Source organism: Serratia sp. AS12 (genome assembly GCF_000214195.1).
Classification (GTDB): domain Bacteria; phylum Pseudomonadota; class Gammaproteobacteria; order Enterobacterales; family Enterobacteriaceae; genus Serratia; species Serratia plymuthica.
Genome location: NC_015566.1, coordinates 2,304,138 through 2,328,759 on the forward strand (window position 1 = coordinate 2,304,138; position 24,622 = coordinate 2,328,759).

At 55.4% G+C, this 24,622-nt stretch carries 30 protein-coding genes; 14 read left to right on the top strand and 16 right to left on the bottom strand.

The genetic code is table 11. From position 1 onward, the window contains the following. Positions 1-32: 32 nt before the first annotated feature. From SERAS12_RS10785 to SERAS12_RS10795, 3 genes are all read right to left on the bottom strand, one after another. Entirely contained in the window at positions 33-653 is a 621-nt protein-coding gene (locus SERAS12_RS10785; protein ID WP_013812681.1) for a TetR/AcrR family transcriptional regulator, read from the bottom strand. Between the two features lie 103 nt (positions 654-756). Continuing rightward, positions 757-2,394, bottom strand: coding sequence for a phosphoethanolamine transferase EptA (eptA, locus tag SERAS12_RS10790; protein ID WP_013812682.1), 1,638 nt, complete (start codon positions 2,392-2,394; stop codon positions 757-759). Positions 2,395-2,546: 152 nt separating this feature from the next. After that, complete coding sequence (locus SERAS12_RS10795) at positions 2,547-3,188, bottom strand: NAD(P)-dependent oxidoreductase (RefSeq protein WP_013812683.1); 642 nt, start codon at positions 3,186-3,188, stop codon at positions 2,547-2,549. Positions 3,189-3,328: 140 nt separating this feature from the next. On the opposite strand from SERAS12_RS10795, the gene SERAS12_RS10800 reads away from it, so the two are divergent. The 3 genes from SERAS12_RS10800 (at position 3,329) to SERAS12_RS10810 (ending at position 5,515) form a co-directional block, all read left to right on the top strand. Further along, the gene (locus tag SERAS12_RS10800) at positions 3,329-4,258 is read left to right on the top strand and encodes a LysR substrate-binding domain-containing protein (RefSeq protein WP_013812684.1); all 930 of its coding nucleotides are present in this window, start codon (positions 3,329-3,331) and stop codon (positions 4,256-4,258) included. A gap of 21 nt (positions 4,259-4,279) precedes the next feature. After that, on the top strand, positions 4,280-4,519 hold the full coding sequence (locus SERAS12_RS10805; protein WP_013812685.1) for a DUF1289 domain-containing protein: 240 nt from the start codon (positions 4,280-4,282) through the stop codon (positions 4,517-4,519). A 99-nt stretch (positions 4,520-4,618) separates the two neighbouring features. Continuing rightward, complete coding sequence (locus SERAS12_RS10810) at positions 4,619-5,515, top strand: aldo/keto reductase family oxidoreductase (protein WP_013812686.1); 897 nt, start codon at positions 4,619-4,621, stop codon at positions 5,513-5,515. Between the two features lie 60 nt (positions 5,516-5,575). Here the strand turns inward: SERAS12_RS10810 and SERAS12_RS10815 are convergent, their stop codons facing one another. Continuing rightward, positions 5,576-7,420, bottom strand: coding sequence for a triacylglycerol lipase (locus tag SERAS12_RS10815; RefSeq protein WP_013812687.1), 1,845 nt, complete (start codon positions 7,418-7,420; stop codon positions 5,576-5,578). Between the two features lie 241 nt (positions 7,421-7,661). Between SERAS12_RS10815 and sodC the strand changes: the two genes are divergently transcribed. After that, positions 7,662-8,186: a superoxide dismutase family protein gene (gene sodC / locus SERAS12_RS10820; protein WP_006324947.1), complete on the top strand. Its 525-nt coding sequence runs from the start codon at positions 7,662-7,664 to the stop codon at positions 8,184-8,186. Between the two features lie 6 nt (positions 8,187-8,192). Here sodC and SERAS12_RS10825 read toward each other — a convergent pair whose 3' ends face one another. Genes SERAS12_RS10825 through SERAS12_RS25540 form a run of 3 tightly spaced genes read right to left on the bottom strand, consistent with a single transcriptional unit; the run spans position 8,193 to position 11,333 of the window. Next, on the bottom strand, positions 8,193-10,226 hold the full coding sequence (locus tag SERAS12_RS10825) for an FUSC family protein (protein WP_013812688.1): 2,034 nt from the start codon (positions 10,224-10,226) through the stop codon (positions 8,193-8,195). Positions 10,227-10,235: 9 nt separating this feature from the next. Beyond that, entirely contained in the window at positions 10,236-11,093 is an 858-nt protein-coding gene (locus SERAS12_RS10830) for an HlyD family secretion protein (RefSeq protein ID WP_013812689.1), read from the bottom strand. A 3-nt stretch (positions 11,094-11,096) separates the two neighbouring features. Beyond that, positions 11,097-11,333: a DUF1656 domain-containing protein gene (locus SERAS12_RS25540; RefSeq protein ID WP_143760031.1), complete on the bottom strand. Its 237-nt coding sequence runs from the start codon at positions 11,331-11,333 to the stop codon at positions 11,097-11,099. Positions 11,334-11,513: 180 nt separating this feature from the next. Between SERAS12_RS25540 and slyA the strand changes: the two genes are divergently transcribed. Continuing rightward, the gene (slyA, locus tag SERAS12_RS10835) at positions 11,514-11,948 is read left to right on the top strand and encodes a transcriptional regulator SlyA (RefSeq protein ID WP_013812691.1); all 435 of its coding nucleotides are present in this window, start codon (positions 11,514-11,516) and stop codon (positions 11,946-11,948) included. Positions 11,949-12,034: 86 nt separating this feature from the next. On the opposite strand, the gene SERAS12_RS10840 is transcribed toward slyA, so the two are convergent. Beyond that, positions 12,035-12,499 carry a glycine zipper 2TM domain-containing protein gene (locus SERAS12_RS10840; protein ID WP_004943793.1) on the bottom strand — a complete coding sequence of 155 codons (465 nt, stop codon included), beginning with the start codon at positions 12,497-12,499 and terminating at the stop codon, positions 12,035-12,037. A 365-nt stretch (positions 12,500-12,864) separates the two neighbouring features. Between SERAS12_RS10840 and anmK the strand changes: the two genes are divergently transcribed. From anmK to pdxY, 5 genes are all read left to right on the top strand, one after another. Then, positions 12,865-13,986, top strand: a complete 1,122-nt coding sequence (gene anmK / locus SERAS12_RS10845) for an anhydro-N-acetylmuramic acid kinase (protein WP_013812692.1) — start codon at positions 12,865-12,867, stop codon at positions 13,984-13,986. Positions 13,987-14,031: 45 nt separating this feature from the next. After that, positions 14,032-14,334, top strand: a complete 303-nt coding sequence (locus SERAS12_RS10850; RefSeq protein ID WP_013812693.1) for an MliC family protein — start codon at positions 14,032-14,034, stop codon at positions 14,332-14,334. A gap of 89 nt (positions 14,335-14,423) precedes the next feature. Beyond that, the gene (gene pdxH, locus SERAS12_RS10855) at positions 14,424-15,077 is read left to right on the top strand and encodes a pyridoxamine 5'-phosphate oxidase (protein ID WP_013812694.1); all 654 of its coding nucleotides are present in this window, start codon (positions 14,424-14,426) and stop codon (positions 15,075-15,077) included. 138 nt (positions 15,078-15,215) lie between these two features. Then, positions 15,216-16,490 carry a tyrosine--tRNA ligase gene (tyrS, locus tag SERAS12_RS10860; RefSeq protein ID WP_013812695.1) on the top strand — a complete coding sequence of 425 codons (1,275 nt, stop codon included), beginning with the start codon at positions 15,216-15,218 and terminating at the stop codon, positions 16,488-16,490. A gap of 66 nt (positions 16,491-16,556) precedes the next feature. Further along, positions 16,557-17,417: a pyridoxal kinase PdxY gene (gene pdxY / locus SERAS12_RS10865; protein WP_013812696.1), complete on the top strand. Its 861-nt coding sequence runs from the start codon at positions 16,557-16,559 to the stop codon at positions 17,415-17,417. A 37-nt stretch (positions 17,418-17,454) separates the two neighbouring features. Here pdxY and gstA read toward each other — a convergent pair whose 3' ends face one another. The 4 genes from gstA to SERAS12_RS10885 form a co-directional block, all read right to left on the bottom strand. Next, positions 17,455-18,060, bottom strand: a complete 606-nt coding sequence (gstA, locus tag SERAS12_RS10870) for a glutathione transferase GstA (RefSeq protein ID WP_013812697.1) — start codon at positions 18,058-18,060, stop codon at positions 17,455-17,457. Between the two features lie 92 nt (positions 18,061-18,152). Next, entirely contained in the window at positions 18,153-19,037 is an 885-nt protein-coding gene (dapA, locus tag SERAS12_RS10875) for a 4-hydroxy-tetrahydrodipicolinate synthase (protein WP_013812698.1), read from the bottom strand. A gap of 202 nt (positions 19,038-19,239) precedes the next feature. Continuing rightward, positions 19,240-19,503 (bottom strand): DUF3811 domain-containing protein, encoded by a 264-nt coding sequence (locus SERAS12_RS10880; protein ID WP_006324956.1) that lies wholly within the window; start codon positions 19,501-19,503, stop codon positions 19,240-19,242. Positions 19,504-19,610: 107 nt separating this feature from the next. Further along, a complete protein-coding gene (locus SERAS12_RS10885) occupies positions 19,611-20,276 on the bottom strand; it encodes an HD domain-containing protein (protein ID WP_013812699.1) in 666 nt (221 codons plus the stop codon). A 236-nt stretch (positions 20,277-20,512) separates the two neighbouring features. Here SERAS12_RS10885 and SERAS12_RS10890 point away from each other — a divergent pair, with 236 nt between their 5' ends. After that, the gene (locus tag SERAS12_RS10890) at positions 20,513-20,908 is read left to right on the top strand and encodes a nuclear transport factor 2 family protein (RefSeq protein ID WP_013812700.1); all 396 of its coding nucleotides are present in this window, start codon (positions 20,513-20,515) and stop codon (positions 20,906-20,908) included. On the opposite strand, the gene SERAS12_RS10895 is transcribed toward SERAS12_RS10890, so the two are convergent. Beyond that, entirely contained in the window at positions 20,905-21,174 is a 270-nt protein-coding gene (locus SERAS12_RS10895; protein ID WP_004943833.1) for a hypothetical protein, read from the bottom strand. The genes SERAS12_RS10890 and SERAS12_RS10895 overlap by 4 nt on opposite strands. Positions 21,175-21,375: 201 nt before the next feature. Here SERAS12_RS10895 and SERAS12_RS10900 point away from each other — a divergent pair, with 201 nt between their 5' ends. Next, positions 21,376-21,687, top strand: coding sequence for a hypothetical protein (locus SERAS12_RS10900; RefSeq protein WP_013812701.1), 312 nt, complete (start codon positions 21,376-21,378; stop codon positions 21,685-21,687). A 30-nt stretch (positions 21,688-21,717) separates the two neighbouring features. After that, positions 21,718-22,098 (top strand): nuclear transport factor 2 family protein, encoded by a 381-nt coding sequence (locus SERAS12_RS10905; RefSeq protein ID WP_004943837.1) that lies wholly within the window; start codon positions 21,718-21,720, stop codon positions 22,096-22,098. Between the two features lie 9 nt (positions 22,099-22,107). Here SERAS12_RS10905 and SERAS12_RS10910 read toward each other — a convergent pair whose 3' ends face one another. Beyond that, positions 22,108-22,485 (bottom strand): RidA family protein, encoded by a 378-nt coding sequence (locus SERAS12_RS10910; RefSeq protein WP_013812702.1) that lies wholly within the window; start codon positions 22,483-22,485, stop codon positions 22,108-22,110. Positions 22,486-22,640: 155 nt separating this feature from the next. Between SERAS12_RS10910 and SERAS12_RS10915 the strand changes: the two genes are divergently transcribed. Further along, entirely contained in the window at positions 22,641-23,495 is an 855-nt protein-coding gene (locus SERAS12_RS10915; RefSeq protein ID WP_013812703.1) for an aminoglycoside phosphotransferase family protein, read from the top strand. On the opposite strand, the gene SERAS12_RS10920 is transcribed toward SERAS12_RS10915, so the two are convergent. Both SERAS12_RS10920 and SERAS12_RS10925 read right to left on the bottom strand, forming a co-directional pair. Continuing rightward, positions 23,460-23,963: a cupin domain-containing protein gene (locus tag SERAS12_RS10920; RefSeq protein ID WP_013812704.1), complete on the bottom strand. Its 504-nt coding sequence runs from the start codon at positions 23,961-23,963 to the stop codon at positions 23,460-23,462. The genes SERAS12_RS10915 and SERAS12_RS10920 overlap by 36 nt on opposite strands. A gap of 79 nt (positions 23,964-24,042) precedes the next feature. Next, positions 24,043-24,540 (bottom strand): MEKHLA domain-containing protein, encoded by a 498-nt coding sequence (locus tag SERAS12_RS10925; RefSeq protein WP_013812705.1) that lies wholly within the window; start codon positions 24,538-24,540, stop codon positions 24,043-24,045. Between the last annotated feature and the right edge of the window lie 82 nt (positions 24,541-24,622).

A 24,622-nucleotide genomic window follows, 5' to 3' on the forward strand; every position in this document is an offset into this window, starting at 1 on the left:
GGTAATTTTTCGGTAAAGCTCGGGTGTTGCGTTTACGGCTGCGGCGGGCGCAACAGCAATTCAATACTTTCCAGCGCGCTGGTCAGCGGGGCGACCGAACGGCGGATTTTGGCGCGCAGCGAGGCGCCAAGCCACAGCGAGTACAGCGTTTCTGCGGTGGCCGCCGGGCTCATGGCTATCGACAGCGATCCTTCGCGGATACCGCGCTCGATGGCATCCTGCAGGTGGCCAATTACCCGTGCGGTGCCGATTTCCAACGCGTGGCGCATGGGTTCCGACAGGTCACTCACTTCGGCGGAAAGTTTCACCGCCAAACAGGCATTATGGCATTCGCTGCGGCAATGGAAGCTGATCGCCTGGGCGTAATAACTCAGCAACTGGTGGCGAGCGTCGCTTTTGTCGTCGCTAAACAGCCGTTGCATTTCAGTATCGTAGTGTTCGAAATAACGCTGCAACATGCCTTCGCCGAAGGCTTCCTTCGAGCGGAAATAGTGATAGAACGAACCTTTCGGCACACCCGCCGTGGTCAGCAGTTCGCTCAGCCCCATGCCGGTAAAACCCAGGCGCAGGCTAAGGGACTCGCCGGTAGCGAGCAAATGTTCACGTGTATCTACGGGGCAGTGCGCATGTTTCGTCATAATGAGGATGAGCATAATAGACCGATTGGTCTAGGTCAATAACAATAAAAAAACCGGCGCAAAAACGCCGGTTACGAAGCAGGGTATTTTGCCCGAGCAGGGGGCGGAAGTTAAGCTTTTATGCCCCGCTGCGGCAGTGCTGCAAAATGTCCAATTGCGACTGATACTCGCGGGTTTGCACGTTCAGCATACCGAGCAGGGTATGGAACAGATTATCTTGCGAGATCTCATCCTTTTCGGCCATCTTGTTCAGGCACTGGCGATCAATCTTGAAGTTGCGCTCATAGTCAGCGGACATCCACATCAGGAAAGGAACGTGGGTCTGCTGGCTGGGGGCAAACACATAAGGCGTACCGTGCAGGTACATGCCATTTTCACCCAGGGATTCGCCGTGATCGGAGAGGTAAACCAGCGCGGTATTGAACTTGTCACTGTGCTGTTGCAGCAGCTTGATGGTGTCGTCCAGCATGGCGTCGGTATAAAGCAGTGAGTTGTCATAAGTATTTACCAACTGCTCATGGGTGCAATCCTGGATCTGATTGCTGTCGCAGGTTGGCGAAAACTTCTGGAACTCCGGCGTGCTGCGGCGGAAATAGGCCGGCCCGTGGCTGCCCATCTGGTGCAACACGATCACGCTATCGTCTTTCAGGCCGTTGATGTAGTCATTCAGCTTATACAGCAGCACGTTATCCATACAGACGTCGCCATCGCAATCCTGCGGCAGTTTCAGCTTGGTCATGTCGACGTGCGGTACGCGATCGCAGGCGCCTTTGCACCCACCGTCATTTTCACGCCAAAGTACGTTGACGCCGGCATGCGCAAGCACGTCGAGCATGCCTTCCTGGTGAGTCGCCAGGGTGGCGTCGTAGTCCTTGCGCGGCATATTGGAGAACATGCAGGGGACAGAGATCGCCGTTTCGGTACCGCAGGAGCTGGCGTTCTTAAAGTACACCACGTTGTCTTGCTTCAGGCGCGGGTTGGTTTCACGTTCGTAGCCACCGAGCGAAAAATTCTCGGCGCGGGCGGTTTCACCTACAACCAGGATCACCAGGGATTTCTTTTGTTGCCCGGCGATCAGCGGCCCTTTACGTGCATCTTCGCCGATTTTCACCAGCGGCAGATTACGGGTGAAATAGCGCTGCTGGGTAAATTTGATGGTGCCGGAAACGAAGTTCGACGGCGTCAGCATTTTCACCACGCTTTTGTTGTTGCGGATCAGCGAGGCGTAATCCTTATAAAACAGCGCGGCGATAATCAGGATCACCACCACGGAAAGCATCACGTTGGCGGCGCGCAGCCCGGCCATATACCACCACGGGCGGGTGATGCGGATCTCGGTAAAACAGACCAACACCGCAGGCAAAATGCCAAGCAGCGCCAGCCACAACCCCATGCGTGGCGTCAACAGAGCGGTCGCCTCTTGCGGGTTGGTTTCGAAGGCGTTTTGCATCATGTTGCCGTCGATCACCACGCCGTAGCTGAACATAAAGTAGTTCGCGGCAGCGCTGCCAAGGAGGAAGAAAATCATCAGTGGTTTGCGCAGGAAAGGCACGGTCAGCAGGCTGAAGATAATGTTCAGTGCGCAGAAAATCACTACCGGCATGGTGGCGGCGAAGATCAGGTTGTGGACGCTATCGAAATTGATATACGACCAGGCCTTATGCAGGAATAACGCGTTCTGGAACAGAGTGAAGAACAAGGCGCTGGCGAGGATAAACCCCAGGCTGTTGCACTGTAAGCGTTGACGTAACCACATTGCCAAATCTGAATCCTGATAGTAAGTAATGCGCTGAAATTTACAGGATGAAACTTAAGAAAACCTTAGAGATTCAGAATGGTGGCGGGTTTGTTTACTTTTGGTTTAGTTTACAGTCGACAGACCGCGAGAATCGCGGTCTGTCGGGGTAATTAATAAGCAGCGGTAAACTGCGCTTTAATAAACTGCGGTTTTTCGATTTCATCGAGAATGGCAACCGACAAGTCTTCCACTGAGATGCTGGCCGGTGCCTGGCCGTTCATCAACAACTGGGTGGTGCCGAGGCGGAACTGACCAGTGCGCTTGCCCGGTTCCAGCAGCGCGGCAGGGGAAAGATAGGTCCAGTCCAACGAAGAGCCGTTACGTAGCTTGTTGCGTAAATCGCGCACCGCCTGTGCGCCCGGACGGATATTTTCCGGGAACTGCGGGGTGTCCACCAGTTCAACGCCCGGGGCCACCTCCAGGCTACCGGCACCGCCGACCACCAGCAGGCGTTTAACGCCGGATTTTTCCACTGCGGTCAGGATCTGTTGTGCGCCGACGGTGGTTTTTTCGTACAGATTCTCTTCTGCCCAACCTGGGTTGTAGGCGCTGATCACCGCATCTTGCCCGGCCAGCTGTTCCGTCAGCCATTCGGTGTCGGCGATGTCGCCCAGCGCTACGGTCAGGTTGACGTCATCCGGCAGATCTTTTTGCTGCCGTGCAATCGCCGTTACTTGCAATCCACGCGCCAGCGCTTCGTCCACCACGCGGCGGCCAACAAAACCGGTTGCTCCAATAATGGCTACTTTCATCTGTTTGCTCCTGTCAGAAATGGGATCGGTATCAGGGGTCAGGTCGGGTTGACCTGAGCGGTGCATATACTCTAGTACTTAACAATAGACCTGATTAGTGCCATATTCATGCTTTCTTGATTAAGTAAAACTTCATAATCGTGGATAAACTGAATCGAATGGCGGTATTCGCCATCGTGGTGGCGGAAGGGTCGCTGGCCGGTGCTGCACGGCGGTTGGGCATGACGCCGTCGGCGGTCAGCCAGCATATGCGTTCGCTGGAAAAAGCGCTCGGCGTGCCGTTGTTGCACCGCTCCACGCGGCGATTGGCACTCACCGAAGCGGGGGCGGCGTTCTATCCTGGCTGCGAGGCGATGTTGTCTCAGGCGCAGCAGGCAGAACAACGGCTGGCGGAATTGCGCGACACCCTGGTGGGTGAACTGCGTATCGCCACCACAGTCGGCATTGGCGGGCGCCCACTGGCGGAGGCGTTGGCGCCGCTGTTGCAGGCGCACCCCAAACTGACGCTGCGCGTACTGGCGGACGATCGGATCGTCGACATGATCGAGCAGCGGATCGATATCGCGCTGCGGGTCAACCGTCAGTTGGCGGATGCCAGCATGATCGCCCACCCGCTGGCCGAGTGGCCGATGGTGCTTTGCGCCGCGCCGCGTTATCTCAGCCAACACGGGGTGCCGGAGACACCGCAGGATTTGGTGGCGCACCGTTGGATCTCCGGCATTCATAGCGGCGCGCATCTGGATTTGCACCATCAGAGCGGGCAGCAGCTTAAATTACGGCTGGCGGAGGGGCAGATCGTCAGCGACAGCATGACCGTCATGCGCGGTTTTACCCGCAGTGGCCTGGGGATCTCGGTGCAGCCGCTGTATGAAATAGAGGATGAATTGCAGCGCGGTGAACTTATCCACCTGCTGCCCGAATGGCGGCCTGTACCGCTGCGGCTGCATGCGCTGACGCTGGAAAGGGCAATGCCGGAGAAAAATCGCCAGGCGCTGCGCTATTTACGCGACTATTTTCGCCACCATACTGAAAAGGCACTTGCCAGCGGCGCTAATGGCGTCTTCAATTAGCAAGAGAACGCAGGAGGACGTGTGCCGCAGCAGCTTGAGTTTTTCGACATCCCCAGCCCGTGTCGCGGTATTTGCCAGGCCGATGAGCGCGGCTTCTGCCGTGGCTGCCTGCGCAGTCGCGAGGAGCGTTTTGGCTGGATGCAAATGAGCGACGCGCAAAAACGCGACGTGCTGCGCCTGTGCCACCAACGCTTCCTGCGCCTGCAACGTGCCAATAAGCAACCTGATGAACCGCAACCGGAACAGCCGTCGCTGTTCTGAACCTTTCCTGATCGGCCGCACGTTAACGCAGCTTTCCGCTTCCCACGCTCTTATCCGCTTGTGTATGCTGGCATTAAACAATGTCATGAGGCTTTAACGATGGTAAACCGTATTCAACTCGCGCCGCAGGGGCCTGAATTTTCCCGCATGATTTGCGGATACTGGCGTTTGATGGAGTGGGGCATGACGCCGCAGCAACTGCTGGCGTTCATCGAACAGCATATCGAGCTGGGTGTGACCACCGCTGACCACGCGGACATTTATGGCGGCTATGCTTGCGAACAGGCGTTCGGCGAGGCAATGCGCCTTAAACCCTCGCTGCGTCAGTCGATGGAGCTGGTGTCTAAATGCGGCATCGCCACAACGGCCAAGCCTGGCAACCCGATCGGCCATTACAACACGGACCGCGATCATATTGTGCACAGCGCCGAACGTTCGCTGGAGCTTCTGCATACCGACTACCTTGATCTGTTGCTGATCCATCGCCCGGATCCGTTGATGGAAGCCGATGAAGTGGCAGAAGCCTTTGTCGCCCTGCACAAAAGCGGCAAGGTGCGCCATTTCGGCGTTTCCAACTTCACGCCGGCACAGTTTACGTTGCTGCAATCACGCCTGCCGTTCTCGCTGGTCACCAATCAGGTTGAGATTTCACCGATCCATCAGCCGGCCATTTTGGATGGCACCTTGGATCAGTGTCAGCAATTGCGAATCAAGCCGATGGCCTGGTCTTGTCTGGGGGGCGGTCGCTTGTTTAGCGACGCGGAGTTCCAACCGCTGCGTGATGAATTGCAGGCGGTGGCGCAGGAGATTGGCGCCGACACTATCGAGCAGGTGGTGTACGCCTGGGTAATGCGTCTGCCGTCTGCGCCGCTGCCGATCATCGGTTCCGGCAAGATTGAGCGCGTGCGTTCGGCGCTGAAGGCGCAAGATCTATCGATGAACCGCCAACAGTGGTTCCGCATCCGCAAGGCGGCACTGGGTTACGATGTGCCTTAAGCGTTAGACGAGTTAGCCATCAGAAAAAGCCGGGCGCCACAGGTGCCCAGCTTTTGTATTTTACGCCAGCACCACCTGGCTATCGTTGAGATGTTCGAGGTTCACGCCGATCAGCGTCACTTTGTTTTCGCCGAAGGCCAATGTCAGCCCGTCGTCCTGTTGCGAAACATAGTCGCGGAAATTGCCGCTGGCGCCCTGGGTGCCGAGGAAAACCAGTTGGTCGCTGGAGCCAAAGTGGTACACCTTGTCCTTGCCAAAATCGCCGCTGAACAGGAAGGTATTGTTGCTGCCGGCGCTCTGCAGGGTATCGTTGCCGTTACCGCCGACAAAGGTCAGGTTACCGCTGCTGTGACCAAACAGCTGGTCATCGCCACCTTTGCCAAACAACCAGTTGTCGCTGGCCCTGGCGTGCAGAATATCGGCGCCGTCACTGCCATTGGATGACGCGGCATAGGCTTTCAGACTGGAGCCTGATTTCAGCCCGGCATCGGTCACCTGATGGTCTACGTCTTTGGTAAAGATCAACAGCGTGGTTTCTTTACTGCGCAAAGTGCTGATATCGCTTGCCTGGGTAATTCCGCCGTTGGCATCACGCAGATAAAGCGTATTGCCGTCGTAAGCCACCTCGTTTTTCTTCAATGCCTGTTGCAGGTCCAGCGTGTTATTTCCCTCACCGCCGACAATAATATTAAACCCACCGCCGTCGCGGAAAGTGTCGTTACCGGCGCGGCCCTCCAGGTAATCGTTACCTGCGCCGCCTTTGATCAAGTCATTGCCCTCGCTGCCAATAATAAAGGTCGGGCCGCTGTGTTTCTCGGCGTTGCGGTTCAAATCCTCCACCCAGGTATTGCCGCGCGTCACCTCGGAGAGGTTGGACACAATCACCGTCGAGTCTTTATTGGTCAGAGAGTAAAATTCTGAATTCAGCACCCGCATTAACCCGTCTTGATAAAAGAACGGTAAATGGGATAACCAGGTCGGGAGATTCAGAATGGAGAAGGGCAGGATATTCCAGGCGGCAGAGGCGTAATGATCGTTAAAATTAACGATATTATTGGTGGCGGACTCCTGCGGTGCATCATGGACGCCTAAGGATGCCGGCGTTAGCGTGGTGCCATCCAGTGCGCGAAATACCGGGTCGTTTTCGTAACCAATATTAATGACTTTGCCGCCTGTTTCATATTGCGTTGGCGAAGCGAACGCCACGTAGTGGGATTGCGAGTAGAACCCCTCCCAGTTACCGTCGCTGAGCGCTGCCATGCTGTTCACCGCCAACCCGCCCAGGCTGTGGCCGCTGACGGTGACATCATCGCCGGTCAGGCCATGCGCCTGGGCGAATTTAGCCACATCGCCCAGTAACGTGCCGAAAGCTTTCAGGCTGTAATTGTCGGCATAGCCTTCGAGCCCGAAGCCTGCCAGCAGGTCGTTGATCAGATCGCCGATACTGTCGGTAATTAATGATTCGCGTGGCCCGCTGGTACCGCGAAAGGCGATGCCAATCGAGATGAGGTGGCCTGTGCTGTCATATTTTCCCAGCACCTCAGCCTGCGCGGTGGTGTAACCCAGACTCTCGCCGTAATAGGTGCCGCGAGCATCCGTTTTGCCCTGGTAGCCTAATTGGTCAGCGCTAATCAAGGACCATCCGGCGTTATTAACCGCGTCTAACGCCGCTTTTTCCGAATCGGGATTCCAGGGAATGCCGGGCAGCCCTCCCTGTGATTGCGTGCTGCCAATCAGCGCGGTAACCAGCGTAAACGGCAAACCCAGACCAAAGCCGTAGTGGTGGTAGCCTTCGTCAAAACCATTATCGATATTGTGATATGCGTACGTGGAGATCGCCAACGCATCAGAAAATAACGTTTTTGATTTCGCATCATCGAGACCTTGGTAATTAAATATGCCCATATCAGTTCCTTATGAGTTTGCTGCATTGGCTTGTTTAATCATCAAATAGCACTGGCAGCGAGTGTAGGTGAACAGAACAAACCGAACGACAACTGGTCGGATGACCACGGGCGGTAAAATTATTATTAGTGTGAATTATTAATAATGCGAATCTTATCGCCAGATTTATCCCCATTCTGAGCGGTGACATCACCCGTTACCCTATACTCAAGGTTCACAGATATTCCATGGAGAGCGATTAATGAAACATTATTGGTATGCGGCCTTCGGCCTGATGGCCTGTGGCGTCGCCCAGGCGGCAACGGTGGATGTTGACATGAATCTGGTGACCGGACAGGGAATTGGCCAGGAGATTGGCAAAGTCACGATCAGCGAAACGCCTTACGGCCTGCTGTTTACCCCTCAGTTAAAAGCGTTGCCGGCCGGAGTGCACGGCTTTCACGTGCATGAGAACGGCAGTTGCGAGCCGGGAATGAAAGAGGGTAAGGCGGTAGCAGCGTTGGCGGCGGGTGGGCATTTTGATCCGCAAAAAACCGGCAAGCACCTTGGCCCTTACGCAGACGGCCATTTGGGCGATCTGCCGGCTATTTACGTTACGGCAGACGGCATGTCCACGGATCCGGTGCTGGCTCCACGGCTGAAAAAAATCAGCGAAATAACCGGCAAAGCGCTCATGGTACATGCCGGCGGCGACAACCACTCCGATCATCCGAAACCCTTGGGTGGCGGAGGGGAACGTTTTGCCTGCGGTGTGATTAAAGGGTAATCGGGTTTAACGGGCGGCAGGTGTGGCCGCAACCTTGTCAGGCGGGTTGATCGCCTGCTGCAACTGTTGCAGCGAACAGTAAAGCCGCCAAATCAACCCGGCAAGATCGCGCGCCGCCTGTTCCGGGTGGTGCGCCAGCGCATTGCTCATGCGCAGCAGTTCCTGCAGGGTGGCATCCAACGAGCGGTGCTGTACGCCTTTCTCGGTCATAATGTCCCGTAGACAGTGAATGCAGACGTCGCGCACCGCCGAGAGCGGATCGGAGCGGGTTTGCCAGTCACGCAGTTGCCAAACGATATGGCTGCAGTTGAGCAGCACCACGCCCCAGCGCAATAACCAGCTGCGCGCCTCCTGATCCTGACTTTGATTCAACTGACTGATGCGGTGATAAATCAGAGATTCAAACTGACTCTCGCTCTGCTGCGGTTTTTTGCTCAGTTGATCGCTAAAGTCGCGCCGCAGGGCGCGGATAATGCGCCGGCCTTTGCGCTTGTCAGAACTGGGCCGCAGGATCTGAAAGGCCAAACCGGCAAACAATACCCCAACAATCTTGCCGATGTTGTCATTGATAAACGACTGATAATCGTAACTGGGTGGGTTGGTGACGGTGAGAAAAGACCCCATGAATACGATCAGTTGCCCCCACAGCGCGGCGTAGGGCGGGTTTTGCAGTTTGATCATCTGCAGGGTGACCAGAATGGGGAACAGAAAAGCGCAGAACACCCAAAAATCATCGATTTGGATCATCAGCCCAAATTTCACCACAAAACAGGCAACCGAAAGCAACAATACCGCTTTTAACAAGGTAGTGATGTTGTTGATCGGCGAAGGGGTTGAAGAATAGAGCACACAGCTGATGGCGGTTAACGTCAGAGCCGAGCTGCCTGCATCCCACTGAGTATTAATCCAATAAGCGCAGCCGATGATAATGCACAAAAAGGTGCGAAGACCGTTATAGGCGGCTTCGTAACTGTCGGTATGGCGCGCCAGAGAGGTCACGCGAGGGGGCTGGATATCGCTGACCGGCGTGGCACCTTCCAATCTTTGCAACCAGTGACTGCAGCGCAGATACAGCCAACAGAAATGGCGCAGCCGCAGCCAGAAGGCACGGTGGCGGTAATCTGTCGTATCCTGGGGCGCTATCTGCTGCAGGATACGCGCCAGCCGGTATTTGTCGGTGTCGGGATCGCGCAGCTCAGTCAGCAATTGCTCCAGGACGGCCGCCAGATTGGCAGGGTGATCCGGCCAATTCAGCAGCATGCGGCGCAGGCTGGAAATCACGCTGGTAAGGCGCAACTGCTGGTGCAGCATATAGTTAAGCACGTTATTCTGCCGCCGCAGCCGGTAGTGGCTCCAGAACGCCTGAATGCGCAGCAGATTCATGGTCAGGATCTGACCGATAACGCCCTCGTGCGATGTGCGCATTTGAGCGGTGATTTCCGGCTGCCACAGCATCGCGGCATGTTCCAATAGCCGCAGATGCATGCGCCGTAACGAGGTCAGCAGAGCCTCACCGTCGGAGGTGCTTGGCAGGATCATCATCATCACGCCACCGCACAGAATACCGGTGATGACCTCGCAGACGCGCGCCTGAGCGATATCAAAGATTTGTTGGGTATCGGTGACGTTGACCGTGCCGAAGGCGATGATGGCGGCGGTATAGCCCGCCAGCGCGAAGGCATAGGAGACGTTGTTCTGGTAATGGTTGGAAATGTACGTGCACAGACCGATCCAGGCGGCGATAAACAAGGTAAACAGCCAAGGGTCGTTCAGGCAATGGCCGGCAATGGCCACTGAAGCGGCGGCACCGATCAGGCTGCCGATAATACGCCCGATGCTTTTGCTGATGACGCCGCCGACGGTGGGGAAACTGACCACCGCCGCAGAGGTCAACGCCCAATAAGGCTCGTCGAGATTGAGGACGAACGCCACCCACAATGACAGACACATGGCCAGCGAGTTGCGCAGCGCATAGCGCCACTGACCCCCGGTGGCCTTACCCCAGGGGGTACGGTTCCATTCCAAAAAGGGCAGGTTCACTGGTTAGCCTTACTGATGAATGGCGATGGTGCACGTGGTGCCGGCCACTAAAGGCAGATCGGCGGGCACGTTCAGCAGTTTTATCCGCACCGGCACGCGCTGCGCCAGCCGTACCCAGGGAACGTTGGGCTTCACGTCCATTAATAAATCGCTGCTGCTGTCGACGCTTTGATCGTTAATGGCACGACCGATGCTCTCCACTTGGCCCTTCAGAGGAATGTTGCCATTATATAAAACGATGTCCGCTTTGTTGCCTTCGTTTATATGCTTTAGTTTGGTTTCTTCAAAATATCCGAGCACATAAAATGAGTGCGCGTCGACCAGCGCAACCAGAGGGGTACCGGTGCTGGCATAGTTTCCAACCCGGGCTTGCAAATTAGTGATATAGCCATCTGCAGGCGCGTACATTTTAGTTTTGCTTAAATTCCATTTAACCTGTTTCAGATTAGCTTCAGCGGCTTTATACGCGGCTTTCATTGCTTGTGCGGCTAAATTTGATTCGTCCATATCTTCAACAGAAATAACGTTTTTCGGCAGGCCGCGGCGGCGTGCTGCCTCATGATCGGCTCTGGCCAGATCGGACTGCGCTTTTGCCAGCGCGGCCTCAGCATTGTCCAGTGCAATCTGGTATGGCACCGGGTCGAGAGTAAAAATCAGACTTCCCGCAGGTATGAACTGATTGTCATGTACGGTTATTTTCTCTAATCTCCCAGAAACTTCTGGTGTGATATTGACGAGCTCGGCGCGCACTTTTCCATCACGGGTCCACGGGGATTGCATATAATAATTCCACAGCCACCAACCGGCGCACAGGGCAATGGCGCAAACGATTACCGTAGAAAAATATTTTAACGTTTTATGCGTCATGAGTTACCAACTCGCTAAAATCCATAAGGAACCACTGACGGCGATGACGAAAATAGACAAATCCATCAACAGGGGATGCCAAATTTCGCCGGAATAAATCCAGTCTCGCAACAGGTGGTGTGCCAGTAGCCATAAAACTGACCCGAGCAAAAAAGCTTTAAATAGGGGCGGAAAATAGAGCGAGGCCCCGAGCACCAAATCGGGCAGAGGGGAGGCGACGTGAAGCCATGAACCATTCACATTAACAATCCCTAAGAGTGAATATGTTAAATATTTGCGTAAAGGATAAACAATAACTGACCAAAACGGTGGCTATTTCTTCAACATACATTATATACATTTGTGTTTTTAATGTGAGTTACTCAGAATAGTCTAAGCTTTGGAAGGTTATATTAGCATGCTAATTATAAGGAGGGGGAAGTGGAGTCATCATTAGGTTCAGATTTAGCACGATTAGTTCGTGTTTGGCGCGCGCTTATCGATCATCGGCTCAAGCCGCTGGCGCTCACGCAAACACACTGGGTTACCCTGCACAATATCAATCGCCTACCGCCGGAGCAGTCGCAGATCCAACTGGCCAAGGCGATCGGTATTGAACAACCTTCGCTGGTTCGAACCCTGGACCAGTTGGAAGAGAAAGGGCTTATTACCCGTCACACTTGCGCTAATGATCGGCGTGCAAAGCGTATCAAGTTGACTGAAGCGGCCGATCCCATCATCAGGGAAGTCGACAGCGTCATCAGCTCTACGCGCGGTGAGATTTTGAGCGGCATTACCACTGATGAAGTGCAACAGTTGGTAGGTTTGATTGACAAGCTGGAACAAAACATCACTGAATTACAAAATAAACAATAATAATGTTTTCTTTATTTGATTAGATTTCACAGCATCGGAAATGAAACCGGAGGCCTTGGCCTCCGGTTTTACCTTCCCGCTTCCGCTTACAGTGGGGAGACGGTAATGGTGTCGCCGGTACGTGCCATACGCACACGTTGACCTACGCTGAACTTGGTTGCGCCAGCCTTCTGAACCACCACGATGTTCTCTTTCTGGTCGGTCTTGATTTCCAACTCATAACCCGAGGTGCGTCCTGCCAGCTCACCGACGCTGTTGCCGGCTACGCCACCGGCCACTGCGCCCGCAGCGGTTGCCAGGGTACGGCCGGTGCCGCCACCTACGGTGTTACCCAGCAGGCCGCCAAGGACCGCACCGCCGATAGCGCCAATGGTATTCGAGCTGTCGCTCCCCTGGATCTTGACTGGACGGACAGAAACCAGCGTACCGTAAGTCACGGTCTGAACCTGTTTAGCCTGCGAGGACGAATAGACATCGCCGGACATGGATTCATTGGCGCATCCTGCCAGCGTAACTGCGGCGACGGCAACGACGAGAAGACGCTTGATCATATAAAACTCCTGTTGTAGTAGTCCATAACCTGGGAAACCTTGCCAGGCCAGATTCAGTGAAAATAATAGACAAAGTATGGCTTAAACACACGTACATCACCATGCCCCGTCACTGCACGAAGCTTAACTTTACTCTGTTCAACCAATAATAAACGGTGGTTTAGCTTTATAACAGGGCTGGAACAAATTCCGTTGCGGGTTGAGCCGGGGTTTAGCCGTCTTTATCTGCGTGGGCGACAGGTAAAAACAGGCGCATCGCTCACAGAGGTGAAAAAAGGCATCATAATTCATGGCGTTAATGGCCTAATTCTGGTTTATTTATCGGTTGAAAGTTTGTTTCCCCGTGCGGGTTAAAGGATGTTGCTATGAAGTCAGGCCGCTATATAGGTGTTATGTCTGGCACCAGTCTGGATGGCGTCGATGTGGTGCTTGCCGCAATCGACGGACGAATGGTCGCGCAGCAGGCCAGTTACAGCCACCCGATGCCGATCCAACTGAAGCAAGACATTCTTGGCATGTGCCAGGGCCAGCAGACCACGCTTTCTGCGGTGGGCCGACTGGATGCACAGCTTGGGATGCTGTTTGGCGAAGCGGTGCTTGGCTTGCTGAAAAAAACCGGCGTCTCGGCGCATGACATCACGGCTATCGGTTGTCATGGGCAGACGGTATGGCATGAGCCTGGAGGCGACGCGGGCTTTTCGATGCAACTGGGCGATAACAACCGCATCGCCGCGCTGACCAATATCACCACCGTCGGTGATTTTCGCCGCCGCGATATGGCCTATGGCGGTCAGGGGGCCCCGCTGGTGCCTGCGTTTCATCAGGCGCTGTTGGCGCATCAAACAGAGCGCCGTATGGTGCTGAATATTGGCGGCATCGCCAACCTGTCGCTGCTGCTGCCAGGCGTGCCGGTGCGGGGTTTCGATACCGGGCCGGGCAATATGCTGATGGATTCCTGGGTATGGCGTCATCGCTCGCAGCCTTACGATAAAGACGGCGCATGGGCGATGGAAGGGCGCGTCTGCCTGCCGTTGTTGCAACAGATGTTGGCCGATCCTTACTTCGCGCTGCCTGCGCCGAAAAGCACTGGCCGCGAGTATTTTAATGCCGCCTGGCTGGAACGTCAGCTCTCGGGCTTGCAGGCTATCAGCCCCGTCGATGTGCAAACGACCTTGGCGGAACTGACGGCGGTCACCATTTGCGAACAGGTACAGTTGGCGGGCGGCTGCGAGCGTCTGCTGGTGTGCGGCGGCGGGGCGCGCAACCCGTTGCTGATGGCGCGAATGTCCGCGCTGTTGCCGGGCACCGAGGTGTGTCTGACCGATGATTTCGGCGTCAGTGGCGACGATATGGAGGCGCTGGCCTTTGCCTGGCTGGCGTTTCGTACCCTGTCCGGGCAGGCCGGCAACCTGCCGTCGGTCACCGGCGCCAGCCGTGAAACCCTGCTGGGTGGGATTTATCCGGTTTTGCCTTTAGGGCCCCGTTAGCTCTGTTAGGATAGAAATCGACAGATTTCCCTAAGGAGCAACAGCATGAAAAAAATGATTATTGTCGCGGGCGCACTGGCGTTGGCGGGTTGCAGCTACGTATTACCGCAAAGCAGCCAGAATCTGCACTACCAATGTGGCACCACGCCGTTGACGGTGTCGTTGGACGGTAAGGAAAGTACAGCCAGTTTTCTGATGGATGGCGAGCAACTGAAGCTGAAACAGGTGCTGGTCATGTCCGGTGCGAAATACAGCGACGGCAAGTACAGTTTCTGGTCGAAGGGCCAAAACGCCTATGTCGAACGCAATGACAAGGTGATTATGAGCGACTGCGTACTGGTTAACTGATCGGCCGGTGGCGGCGTCAGAACGATTGAGATTCTGGCGCCGCAGGCGCAGAATGTAACGACGATTTTTTCGGTTGGTTGATAAACCAGATGATTGAAAATAATGAGTTTGATGTTGCGGACCTGCGCCGTGAATATACCCGTGGCGGCCTGCGCCGCAACGATCTGACCGCCAATCCGCTTGAATTGTTCGAGCGCTGGCTGAAACAGGCCTGCGAGGCGCGTCTGGCCGATCCTACCGCCATGTGTGTGGCTACGGTGGATGAAAATGGGCAGCCCTATCAACGCATCGTGCTGCTCAAGCATTTTGACGACAAAGGGCTGGTCTTTTATACCAACCTTGGCAGCCGCAAGGCGCAGCAGTTGGCGCAAAACCCGCACATCAGCCTGCTGTTTCCGTGGCACATGCTCGATCGCCAGGTGATTTTCCTTGGCAAGGCGGAACGTCTGTCCACGCTGGAAGTCATGAAGTACTTCACCAGTCGGCCGAAAGACAGCCAAATCGGCGCCTGGGTATCGCAGCAGTCATCGCGTATTTCCGCACGCGGCGTACTGGAGAGCAAATTCCTCGAACTGAAGCAAAAATTCCAGCAGGGCGAAGTGCCGTTGCCGAGTTTCTGGGGCGGATTCCGCGTTAATTTCGATTCTGTCGAGTTCTGGCAGGGTGGCGAACACCGCCTGCATGACCGCTTTTTGTATCAGCGCGGTGGGAATGACTGGAAAATTGACCGACTGGCGCCCTGAAGACTGAAAATCCCCCTTAAGCGCTGGCACTGATGCCGCCGGCGCTTTATTCTATGCGCTACCCCGATTTTATATTTCGCCAGTGGGCGGAAGGTCGTGTACCGACAAAGGTGCATTCGTTTATACATGGAGTCATTGATGGCAAGCAGCAACTTGATTAAACAACTGCAAGAGCGGGGCCTCGTTGCCCAGGTTACGGATGAGGAAGCGTTAGCGGAGCGACTGGCGCAAGGGCCAATTGCACTGTATTGCGGTTTCGATCCGACCGCTGACAGCTTGCATTTGGGCCATCTGGTTCCTCTGTTGTGCCTGAAGCGCTTCCAGTTGGCCGGCCACAAGCCAGTCGCGCTGGTAGGCGGCGCGACCGGTCTGATCGGCGATCCGAGCTTCAAAGCGGCTGAACGCAAGCTGAATACCGCCGAGACGGTGAATGAGTGGGTGGAAAAGATCCGCAAACAGGTTTCCCCGTTCCTCGATTTCGACTGTGGCAGCAACAGCGCCATCGCCGCCAACAACTATGACTGGTTCGGCGGCATGAACGTGCTGACCTTCCTGCGTGACATCGGCAAGCATTTCTCCGTGAACCAGATGATCAACAAGGAAGCGGTGAAGCAACGTTTGAACCGTGACGACTCGGGCATTTCCTTCACCGAGTTCTCCTATAACCTGCTGCAGGGGTTCGATTTCTCCGAGTTGTACAACCGCCATCAGGTGGAACTGCAGATTGGCGGTTCCGACCAGTGGGGCAACATCACGTCCGGTATCGATCTGACTCGCCGCATGCACCAGAAACAGGTGTTCGGCCTGACGGTGCCGTTGATCACCAAAGCGGACGGTACCAAATTCGGCAAGACCGAAGGCGGCGCAGTGTGGCTGGCACCGGAAAAAACCAGCCCGTACAAGTTCTACCAGTTCTGGATCAACACCGCCGACGCCGACGTTTACCGTTTCCTTAAGTTCTTCACCTTTATGGATCTGGCCGAGATCAATGCGCTGGAAGAAGAAGACAAGAACAGCGGCAAGGCACCGCGTGCCCAGTATGTGCTGGCGGAAGAAGTGACCGGCATGGTACATGGTGCGGAAGGGCTGGCTGCGGCCAAGCGCATCACCCAGAGCCTGTTCTCCGGTGCGTTGCATGAGATGACCGAAGCGGATTTCGCCCAGTTGGCGCAAGACGGTATGCCAACCATCAAACTGGATGGCGATGCGGATCTGCAGCAGGCGCTGGTGAATGCTGAACTGGTGCCGTCACGTGGCCAGGCGCGCACCATGATCGGCTCCAACGCGGTGACCATCAACGGCGAGAAACAGTCCAACGCCGAATACGCATTCAGCGACGCCGATCGTCTGTTCGGCCGTTACACGTTGTTGCGCCGGGGCAAGAAGCATTACTGCCTGATCGACTGGAAATAATTAAATATCAATGAGGGGCCTTTCGAGGCCCCTTTATTTTTTAAGGTGGCAGGACCGTCAGTGTTGATGAAAAACATTCTCTCTATTCAATCGCATGTGGTATTTGGGCATGCCGGCAATAGCGCGGCTGAATTCCCCATGCGGCGTATGGGCGTTAACGTCTGGCCGCTGAACACCGTGCAGTTTTCGAATCATACCCAGTACGGCAAATGGACGGGCTGCGTGATGCCGGCCAGCCACCTGACGGAGATCGCTCAGGGGATTGCGGCCATCGATCAACTGAAAAACTGCAATGCGGTGCTGAGCGGCTATATTGGTTCACCGGAGCAGGGCAGCCATATTCTCGAGGTGGTTCGTCAGGTCAAACAGGCTAACCCGGACGCCTGGTATTTCTGCGATCCGGTGATGGGCCACCCTGAGAAGGGCTGCATCGTTGCGCCGGGCGTGGCGGAGTTTTTTTGCCAACAGGCGCTGCAGTGCAGCGACATGATTGCGCCAAACCTGCTTGAACTGGAACTGCTGAGTCAGCGGGAAGTGACTGACGTCGGGCAGGCGATAAGCGCAGCACGTGAACTGATCGCCAAAGGACCTAAGCTGGTGCTGATCAAACACCTGAGTCGTGCCGGCTATCATATCGACTGTTTCGAAATGCTGTTGGTCACGGCGGATGAAGCCTGGCATATCAGTCGTCCGCTGGTGGATTTTGGCGTTCGTCAGCCAGTCGGCGTGGGCGATCTGACCAGCGGTCTGCTGCTGGTCAATTTACTGAAAGGCGTGGCGCTGGATAAAGCATTGGAGCATGTGACCGCAGCGGTATATGAGGTGATGCTGACAACCCAGGCAATGGGCGAGTACGAACTGCAGGTAGTGGCGGCGCAAGACCGCATCGTGCAACCGAACTGCGAATTCAAAGCGGTAAAACGGTAAGTTCTGTAGCCCCGGCAGTGCAGCCGGGGCTTGGGGATTATTTCAAACCTTCGGCGTTCAACGCCGCATCCACCGCTGGCCGCGCAGCTACTCTGTCAAAATACGCCGCTAACTGGGGGTATTTTTTGAGATCGAACTGCTGGGAGACGGCCCAACGCAAAACGGTAAACAGATAGGCATCTGCCACGCTGAATCGGTTTCCCAACAGGAAATGCTGTTTCGCCAGCACAGAGTCCAAATAGCTGAACTGTTGCTCCAGTTTGGCGCGTGCGATGCTCTTGTATTCATCCGGCGTTTTTGGATTGAACAGCGGGCTAAATCCCTTGTGCAATTCGGTCGCAATATAGTTCAACCACTCAATGGCATGATAGCGCGACAGCGTTCCCGCCGCCGGGATCAGGTTGCGATCAGGCACGCGATCCGCTAAATATTGCACAATCGCCACGCCCTCGGTCAGCAGGCTGCCATCATCGAGCAGCAGTGCCGGTACCTGTCCTTTGGGGGTGATCGCCAGGTAGTCTGCGCCGCTTTCGGTCTTTTTCTGCGCCAGATCGACCTTCTCCGCCGTAAAATCCAGACCCGCCTCACGCAACACAATATGTGGGGACAGAGAACAGGCACCGGCTTTATAGAACAGTTTCATCGGAAGCTCCTTGATTGTGATGAATGACAGGCATGCTTAACCTCTGATCTTAGTTCCATAACGCTAAAATTACAGCGGGTTAGCTGACAAATTTAGCTAATTAACGCATCTTCCGGTTGTAACTGCGCCAGAGTCACGGCAATTTGCTGTTGCAACGTCTGTGGTACGATTTGCATCGGCGAGCGCAGCTCGTTGCGGATCAGGCCCTGCTGAGCAAGAGCGGCTTTGACCGGCGCGGGGTTGGGGAAACTGAACATCTGGTGGATCATCGGCAACAGCGCATAGAAGTTCGCACGCGCCGCGGCCAGATCGCCGTCGGCGACTTGTTGCACCAGTTGCACAAAGCGCTGCGGATAAATGTGCGCGGAGGCGGAAATCGCACCGGTTCCCCCCAGGCACAGGGTGGTGAGGATCAGATTATCTTCGCCGGTCATGACGTCGATCTCGCCGTCGTCAATCAGCGCCATGGTTGTGTCCGGGTTACCGCCGCAGTCCTTGATCGCCTTCACCTGCGGATGGCGTGCGATCTTCCTGATAGTTTGCAGTTCCATCACGATGCCGGTGCGTTGCGGGATATTGTACAGGATCACCGGCACGCTCGACGCATCGGCAAGTTGGGTGAAGTAATCCACCAGACCGCATTGCGATGGGCGGATGTAATAGGGCGCGGGGATCAGCACCCCGGCGATGTCGCGCAGTTGGATCTCCTGCTGCATCTGCAGGGTGTCCAGCATGTTATTGCCCGATAGCCCCATCACCACCTGGCTGGCCGGCACGACGTCCAGCACCGCGTCGAGCACGGCCAACTGCTCTTCCTTGCTTAACGCCGCCGCTTCACCGGTTGTGCCGCAGACCACCAGCCCGGAGACGCCAGAGGCGATCAGGTATTGCGCCAGCCGTTTAACCGCAGGCAGATCGACGGCGTTATTATTGAATGGGGTAACCAGCGCAACCCAAATACCGGAAAATGAAGCCATAATAAGTTCCTTCAGTGCAAACGACAGATAAGCCAGATGAGAAAATGCCAGAGGATATCCGCCGATAATGAATATTCTTCATTATGCTGTCAATTTACAACTTCTTGATAACATTGTTATTCATGATTTGAATGGGCTGATGAGTTTGGCTAATAAATCGGGGCAATAAAAAACCCCGCGCTGGCGGGGTTTTCGTAAGGCATTAACGCGGGGGGCGGGTGCTGATTGAAGCGGACCAACTGAAGGTTTCGCCGCTGGGTTTGACCCGGTTGGCTTTACGTTCGGCGCGCGTCGCTTTTTCAATTTTCTCGCGGGCGGCCATGATACGTGCCACGACTTCATCCTTGGTCTTGTTGTTCTCGGCATTCGTCAGTTCCCGGCCGAGGTTTTTACGCGCCTTGTCCAGCTCGGTTTTTACTTCACGTTGTTCGCTTTCCGTCATGTCTTTCAGCGTCAGTTTTTTCATCGTTGTGGCCTGGTCAGTGAAGATGGTTGTCAGTGTACAGCAATTATTGCGGCGAAGATGCCGGTAGCGTAACGGAATCGATGCGTTGGGGGCATTAACAGCGATTTTCACATCTCTTCCAGCAACTCGCTGAGGAAGCGACGCATGCGCTCGGTGCGTTCCTGAGCCATTTGTCGACCGGCCGCGGTCTGAAAGCCTTCCTGCAGCTTAAACAGTTTGGTTTCGAAGTGATCCAGCGTGAAACGCTTATCGTCATATTGGCGCTGTTGCGCCAGCGGATCGGCGGCATCGTACAGCGCGCTGCGCATACGCCCGCCGATGTAGAAACAGCGCGCCACGCCAATCATGCCGATGGCGTCCAAACGGTCGGCATCCTGGATGATTTTCGCCTCCAGCGTTTCCGGCGTAATGGCGGCAGAAAAGCTGTGCGCTTCGATGGCATGGACCGTTTTGGCGATGTCCTGCGTTTCCCAATCCAGTTGTGTGAGCGTCAGAGCGGCTTTCTCCGCCGCCATGCGTGACGCCAGGTGGCGCTGTGGCGAGTTCTTTTCTACCGCGACGCAGTCATGCAACAGCACCGCCGCACACAGAATGCGCCGGTCGCCGCCTTCCTGAATGCTGATCTGGCGGGCGTTTTTCCATACACGGTGCAAGTGGGCAACGTCATGCGAGCCATCGTCGGAATCGAGGGTCAGCGGCAATAGCGCCTGCGCCAGCTCCTGATGGGGTGAGAAAGGCCGCAGCAATTCCTGTGGCAGCAGTGGAAAATGCACGTTTTGCTCCTTGGTGGCGGTGATTGTTAATCATCATAGCAGCCGCAGATGAGGCGGTTATGACACCGCAGTAACAGAATTGTTTACTGTATTGCAATAGACTATTGCCGTAATTACGGTTTTTGTACCGGAATAAGCAACCTACAATAGTCTCATTCCGGTCATCCCCGCCTGGTGTTAGCCTGTGTCTGCGGGGCATGGCCGGAATATCCCGCTAATGCCACAGGAGAACAGACATGCCAACGAATCTGGAAATTGTACGCGCTACCTATGAAGGTGGCAGTGCCGAAGAGAACGGTCGTAACCTGCTGGCGGCGTTGGCGCCCGATGCAGAATGGACCGAAGCGGCAGGTTTTCCTTATGCCGGTACCTACGTTGGGCCGCAGGCCATTTTTAAAAATGTTCATCAGCGTTTAGGGACAGAATGGCAGGGCTACCGCGCCGACGTTGAACACTTCTACGATGCCGGTGAAAACGTGATTGCCCAAGGGTTCTATCATGGCACCTATGGCGCGACCGGCAAATCATTCACTGCATCCTTTGCGCATATTTATCAGCTGCGCGAGGGGAAAATCGTCAAGTTCACGCAAATCGTGGACAGCGCTAAAGTGCTGGAAGCCATGCAGAACTAAAGACCACTGTGTTTGCCGTATTTACGATCGTATTCCCGCCGGTAACCGCGCGCCTTGTTGCGATCGCGGATCCACAAATAGCCGCACACCAGCGCGACTGCGCCTGAAAAGGTAATGTTGCGCATATCGCGGTCATAGCAAAACACCAACACAGCATCCATCGCCGCGACAAAGGCAATCCATTTGTACATATGGGATTGCCGCCGCGTGGCGGCGTTGAGGCGCTTTAACTGTCTGGCTTCGTGCATAACCGGTTTTTGCTGCATAACTTTCCGCGGGTGATAATTCTCTTAGCGATAAATTACCAGAATATTCCTGATGGCGGCAAAGGTTAACGCACGCCGCGCCGCTGTTTTTCCCGCTGGCATTCCTCCGCTGAAAATCTGCGCACGGGGTAGTGAATAAACCCCAAAGCATGATACGTTACCTATTCACTATTTGTGTTTTTTTATTCATTTGGGGGCGTAATGATTGTCAGGACCTGGCACGGGTGCGTGCCATTACGGCATCAGCAAGGATTTACCGATCATTTAACTGTCACAGGGCTGCAGCATGCTGAAGCTACGGCTGGAAACCTTGGTGCTTTTGTTCGCCAAGAGGTCCAGGGCCAGTATGCGCACTTCTTTCTGGCCACCTACTGGGAGTCTCTGGCGGCGATAAAACGTTTCGCCGGTGAGGATTATCAGGTAGCGGTCACTTATCCGGACGATGAAGCCTTCGCTTTAATTTCAGACCCTTATGTCTTTCATCATCAGGTTGATGAAATCGCCGCGCTGTAATTGTCAGGTTAACTACGAGCAGGGGATAGTATGAACAACAAAACGATACGCCCGGAAGATGTGGTTCAGCAGCAGCTTGATGCCTATAACGCCCGCGATATTGACGCCTTTATGGCGTACTGGGCGGAAGACGCGCAGTATTATGAACACCCGGATACGCTGCTGGCCAGTGGCAAGGCGGAGATCCGCGAGCGCCATATTGCGCGTTTCAAGGAGCCAAGCCTGTACGGTGAACGGGTCAAGCGCATGGCCTTGGGCAGCATGGTGATCGATCAGGAAGTGGTTACGCGCAATTTCCCGCAGGGGCGCGGAAAAATGGACGTGATCGCCATTTATGAAGTTGAACAGGGCAAGATCGTGAAGGCCTGGTTCAAAGTCGGCCCGTGCGAGCTGGATGAGGGCGCATTATAGCGCCCAATCTCACAGCGCCACGACGGCTTCGATCTCCACGCATGCCTGTGGCGAGAACAGTGCGTTGACCGCGACCAGTGAACAGGCCGGCAGCGCACCATCAAAATAATCAAACAGCACGGGCCGAATTGCCTGCAGATCGCCAATGTCAGTTAAAAACACGGTGATTTTAATCAGCGCTTTGAGATTGGTGCCTTCGGCGGCGGTAATGGTCGCCAACTGCTCCAGAATGGCTTGGGTCTGTTGCTGCGCCGTTTGCCCCTGAGCTTCGGTGGCGAAGGCCGTTAGCCCGGAGATATACAGCGTATCGCCGTGGCGCACCGCGTGGACATAAGGCCCGCCCGGCGTGGGTAACTGCGGATAATTAATGCGCTTCAATGACGTCATGATAAAAACCCCGCAAGATTAATTAAAAAAACAGGCAAACTTGGTTAGGATACTGCAATTAACACCGGGAATACGCCGAGAACTGTTGATTTCTAATAGTATCACCGGTGCCAATTTATCACCGTGATTGCCATCAATAAGGACGCCTGACCGCAATGAATCCTGCCTTTATTCCCTATGTGCAACGCTGGCAGCTGGAAGCTGACGGCAAAGCATTTGAAACTCACAGCAGCCTGCTGATGCCGGTGCGCTATCAGGGCGCTGCCGCCATGCTGAAAATCGCCCGCGAACAGGAAGAAAAGTTCGGCGGGTTACTGATGTGCTGGTGGCAGGGCGAAGGTGCTGCGCGAGTGCTGGCCTGGCACGAGGACGGCATCCTGCTGGAGCGTGCTCAGGGCAAGCGATCGCTGGCGCAAATGGTGCGAGACGGCGACGATCGGCAGGCGACGACGATTCTCTGCCAGGTGGTTGCCCGCCTGCATGCGCCGCGTTCACAGCCATTGCCAGAGCTTATTCCGTTGCACCTGTGGTTCAACGCGTTGTGGCCGGCGGCGCAGGCCCACGGCGGTATGCTGCGGCTCAGCGCCACGGCGGCGGCGGAACTGCTGACCAGCCCGCGGGAACAGAGCGTGCTGCACGGGGATATTCACCACGACAACGTGCTGGATTTCGGCGAGCGCGGTTGGCTGGTGATCGATCCCAAACGCCTCTACGGCGAACGCGCCTTCGACTATGCCAATATCTTCTGCAACCCCAATTACGGCATTGCCACCGATCCGGATATTTTCCAGCGCCGCGTGGAGCAGGTCTGCCAATTGGCTGGCTTGGAACGCCAGCGTTTGCTGCAATGGATCCTTGCCTGGGCAGGGCTGTCCGCAGCCTGGTTTATGGAAGACGGCGAAGCGGCGGATATCGATTTTCGGGTGGCGGAACAGGCTGCGCGCGCGCTGGGCCTGCCGCTGCCGGAGGGGGACTCAGGGTTCACCCTCCCAATAATCGAGCGACGCTGAAGGGCGTTGCAGATAGCGCACCGGTTGGCCATTGTCACGTTGGGCTGTTGCCTGGAATTTACCCGAGTCCGGATATTCCACCAGTTCAGGCTGCTCACGGGTGCTGACGGAAAGATATTTCAGCGGTACCGCCGAAGTGTTGATGATTTGGTGCGGGTATTCCGGGCCGGGTGGGATAAAAATAACGTCGCCGCTTTTGATCGGCAATTGCTCACCGGCGACCCGCAGTGTTCCGGTTCCCTCCAGCACGATAAACATTTCTTCCTGCGCATAGTGAAAATGATAAGGGCAGGAACGCATGCCTGGCGCCACCACGTCGATGGACGCTCCCAGCTTGTTGGCAGCGGTGCCGGTGCCTAAACGGGCGCCGACGCTGTCATATAACGGCGGACGGCGATCGTGCGTTTTTTCGACTTCTTCAAGATTGCGGATCAGTCGCTGGGCTAACAGCGCGGCGTTATCATTCATAAAGCCTCTCGTTACAATGTCACTTAATAATTGGCTGAGGCGGTGGTAACAGCCTCTAAGCCTGTCGAAGATATATGTATCAACCTTTATCGTTTTGCACTGTGCATGTTCTCCTGTGGTTAAACCAGCCTGGTCGGCGTTTCGGCTGTGGCCAGAACAGTGCGCCCTGACCCCCGCCCGGGATCTGCCATACCGCGCAATCATAAATAGTGAAGGCGTTGCCAAATTTATCGACTCGCAGGCCTTGATACCCCTGTGCGATGCCCTGGCGGGCGGTTTTATCCAGCAATTGCTGGCGTTCCGCACGATCTACCGGCGAGGCGCTCAATCGCGAAGGTAGCGCGATAAATTCATCGAAGGAATAACCGAAACACTGCTGCGCACAATGATTGGCGTAGATAAAAACCGGATCCACACCGCCCTCATGAGCCAACAGGCTGTACGGCGCCTGATGGTGCAACCAGAGAAAATGCTGGTCGGAAGCAGTGGCCTGCGGCCCAGGCAGGCCGACGCCCGTCCACTGGCGATAGGCGGAGTCGATACGTTGAATCAGATCAATCAGCTCGGACGATGGCATAGCGGCTCTCTTAACGGATCCAAAGCGGGGCAATAATCGCCCCTTTGACAGTTAAGCAGAAGATCGCTGAAGCGGAAAAGAA

What these genes read in the sequence shown, in the direction of transcription:
- SERAS12_RS10785 (WP_013812681.1), bottom strand. Translation starts at nt 653, where the DNA reads ATGCTCATCCTCATTATGACGAAACATGCGCACTGCCCCGTAGATACA.
- eptA (WP_013812682.1), bottom strand. Translation starts at nt 2,394, where the DNA reads ATGTGGTTACGTCAACGCTTACAGTGCAACAGCCTGGGGTTTATCCTC.
- SERAS12_RS10895 (WP_004943833.1), bottom strand. Translation starts at nt 21,174, where the DNA reads ATGCAGCAAAAACCGGTTATGCACGAAGCCAGACAGTTAAAGCGCCTC.
- SERAS12_RS10815 (WP_013812687.1), bottom strand. Translation starts at nt 7,420, where the DNA reads ATGGGCATATTTAATTACCAAGGTCTCGATGATGCGAAATCAAAAACG.
- SERAS12_RS10850 (WP_013812693.1), top strand. Translation starts at nt 14,032, where the DNA reads ATGAAAAAAATGATTATTGTCGCGGGCGCACTGGCGTTGGCGGGTTGC.
- tyrS (WP_013812695.1), top strand. Translation starts at nt 15,216, where the DNA reads ATGGCAAGCAGCAACTTGATTAAACAACTGCAAGAGCGGGGCCTCGTT.
- SERAS12_RS10910 (WP_013812702.1), bottom strand. Translation starts at nt 22,485, where the DNA reads ATGACGTCATTGAAGCGCATTAATTATCCGCAGTTACCCACGCCGGGC.
- SERAS12_RS10900 (WP_013812701.1), top strand. Translation starts at nt 21,376, where the DNA reads ATGATTGTCAGGACCTGGCACGGGTGCGTGCCATTACGGCATCAGCAA.
- pdxY (WP_013812696.1), top strand. Translation starts at nt 16,557, where the DNA reads ATGAAAAACATTCTCTCTATTCAATCGCATGTGGTATTTGGGCATGCC.
- gstA (WP_013812697.1), bottom strand. Translation starts at nt 18,060, where the DNA reads ATGAAACTGTTCTATAAAGCCGGTGCCTGTTCTCTGTCCCCACATATT.
- SERAS12_RS10890 (WP_013812700.1), top strand. Translation starts at nt 20,513, where the DNA reads ATGCCAACGAATCTGGAAATTGTACGCGCTACCTATGAAGGTGGCAGT.
- anmK (WP_013812692.1), top strand. Translation starts at nt 12,865, where the DNA reads ATGAAGTCAGGCCGCTATATAGGTGTTATGTCTGGCACCAGTCTGGAT.
- pdxH (WP_013812694.1), top strand. Translation starts at nt 14,424, where the DNA reads ATGATTGAAAATAATGAGTTTGATGTTGCGGACCTGCGCCGTGAATAT.
- dapA (WP_013812698.1), bottom strand. Translation starts at nt 19,037, where the DNA reads ATGGCTTCATTTTCCGGTATTTGGGTTGCGCTGGTTACCCCATTCAAT.
- SERAS12_RS10840 (WP_004943793.1), bottom strand. Translation starts at nt 12,499, where the DNA reads ATGATCAAGCGTCTTCTCGTCGTTGCCGTCGCCGCAGTTACGCTGGCA.
- SERAS12_RS10920 (WP_013812704.1), bottom strand. Translation starts at nt 23,963, where the DNA reads ATGAATGATAACGCCGCGCTGTTAGCCCAGCGACTGATCCGCAATCTT.
- SERAS12_RS10925 (WP_013812705.1), bottom strand. Translation starts at nt 24,540, where the DNA reads ATGCCATCGTCCGAGCTGATTGATCTGATTCAACGTATCGACTCCGCC.
- SERAS12_RS10795 (WP_013812683.1), bottom strand. Translation starts at nt 3,188, where the DNA reads ATGAAAGTAGCCATTATTGGAGCAACCGGTTTTGTTGGCCGCCGCGTG.
- SERAS12_RS10880 (WP_006324956.1), bottom strand. Translation starts at nt 19,503, where the DNA reads ATGAAAAAACTGACGCTGAAAGACATGACGGAAAGCGAACAACGTGAA.
- SERAS12_RS10830 (WP_013812689.1), bottom strand. Translation starts at nt 11,093, where the DNA reads ATGACGCATAAAACGTTAAAATATTTTTCTACGGTAATCGTTTGCGCC.
- SERAS12_RS10915 (WP_013812703.1), top strand. Translation starts at nt 22,641, where the DNA reads ATGAATCCTGCCTTTATTCCCTATGTGCAACGCTGGCAGCTGGAAGCT.
- SERAS12_RS10905 (WP_004943837.1), top strand. Translation starts at nt 21,718, where the DNA reads ATGAACAACAAAACGATACGCCCGGAAGATGTGGTTCAGCAGCAGCTT.
- sodC (WP_006324947.1), top strand. Translation starts at nt 7,662, where the DNA reads ATGAAACATTATTGGTATGCGGCCTTCGGCCTGATGGCCTGTGGCGTC.
- SERAS12_RS10810 (WP_013812686.1), top strand. Translation starts at nt 4,619, where the DNA reads ATGGTAAACCGTATTCAACTCGCGCCGCAGGGGCCTGAATTTTCCCGC.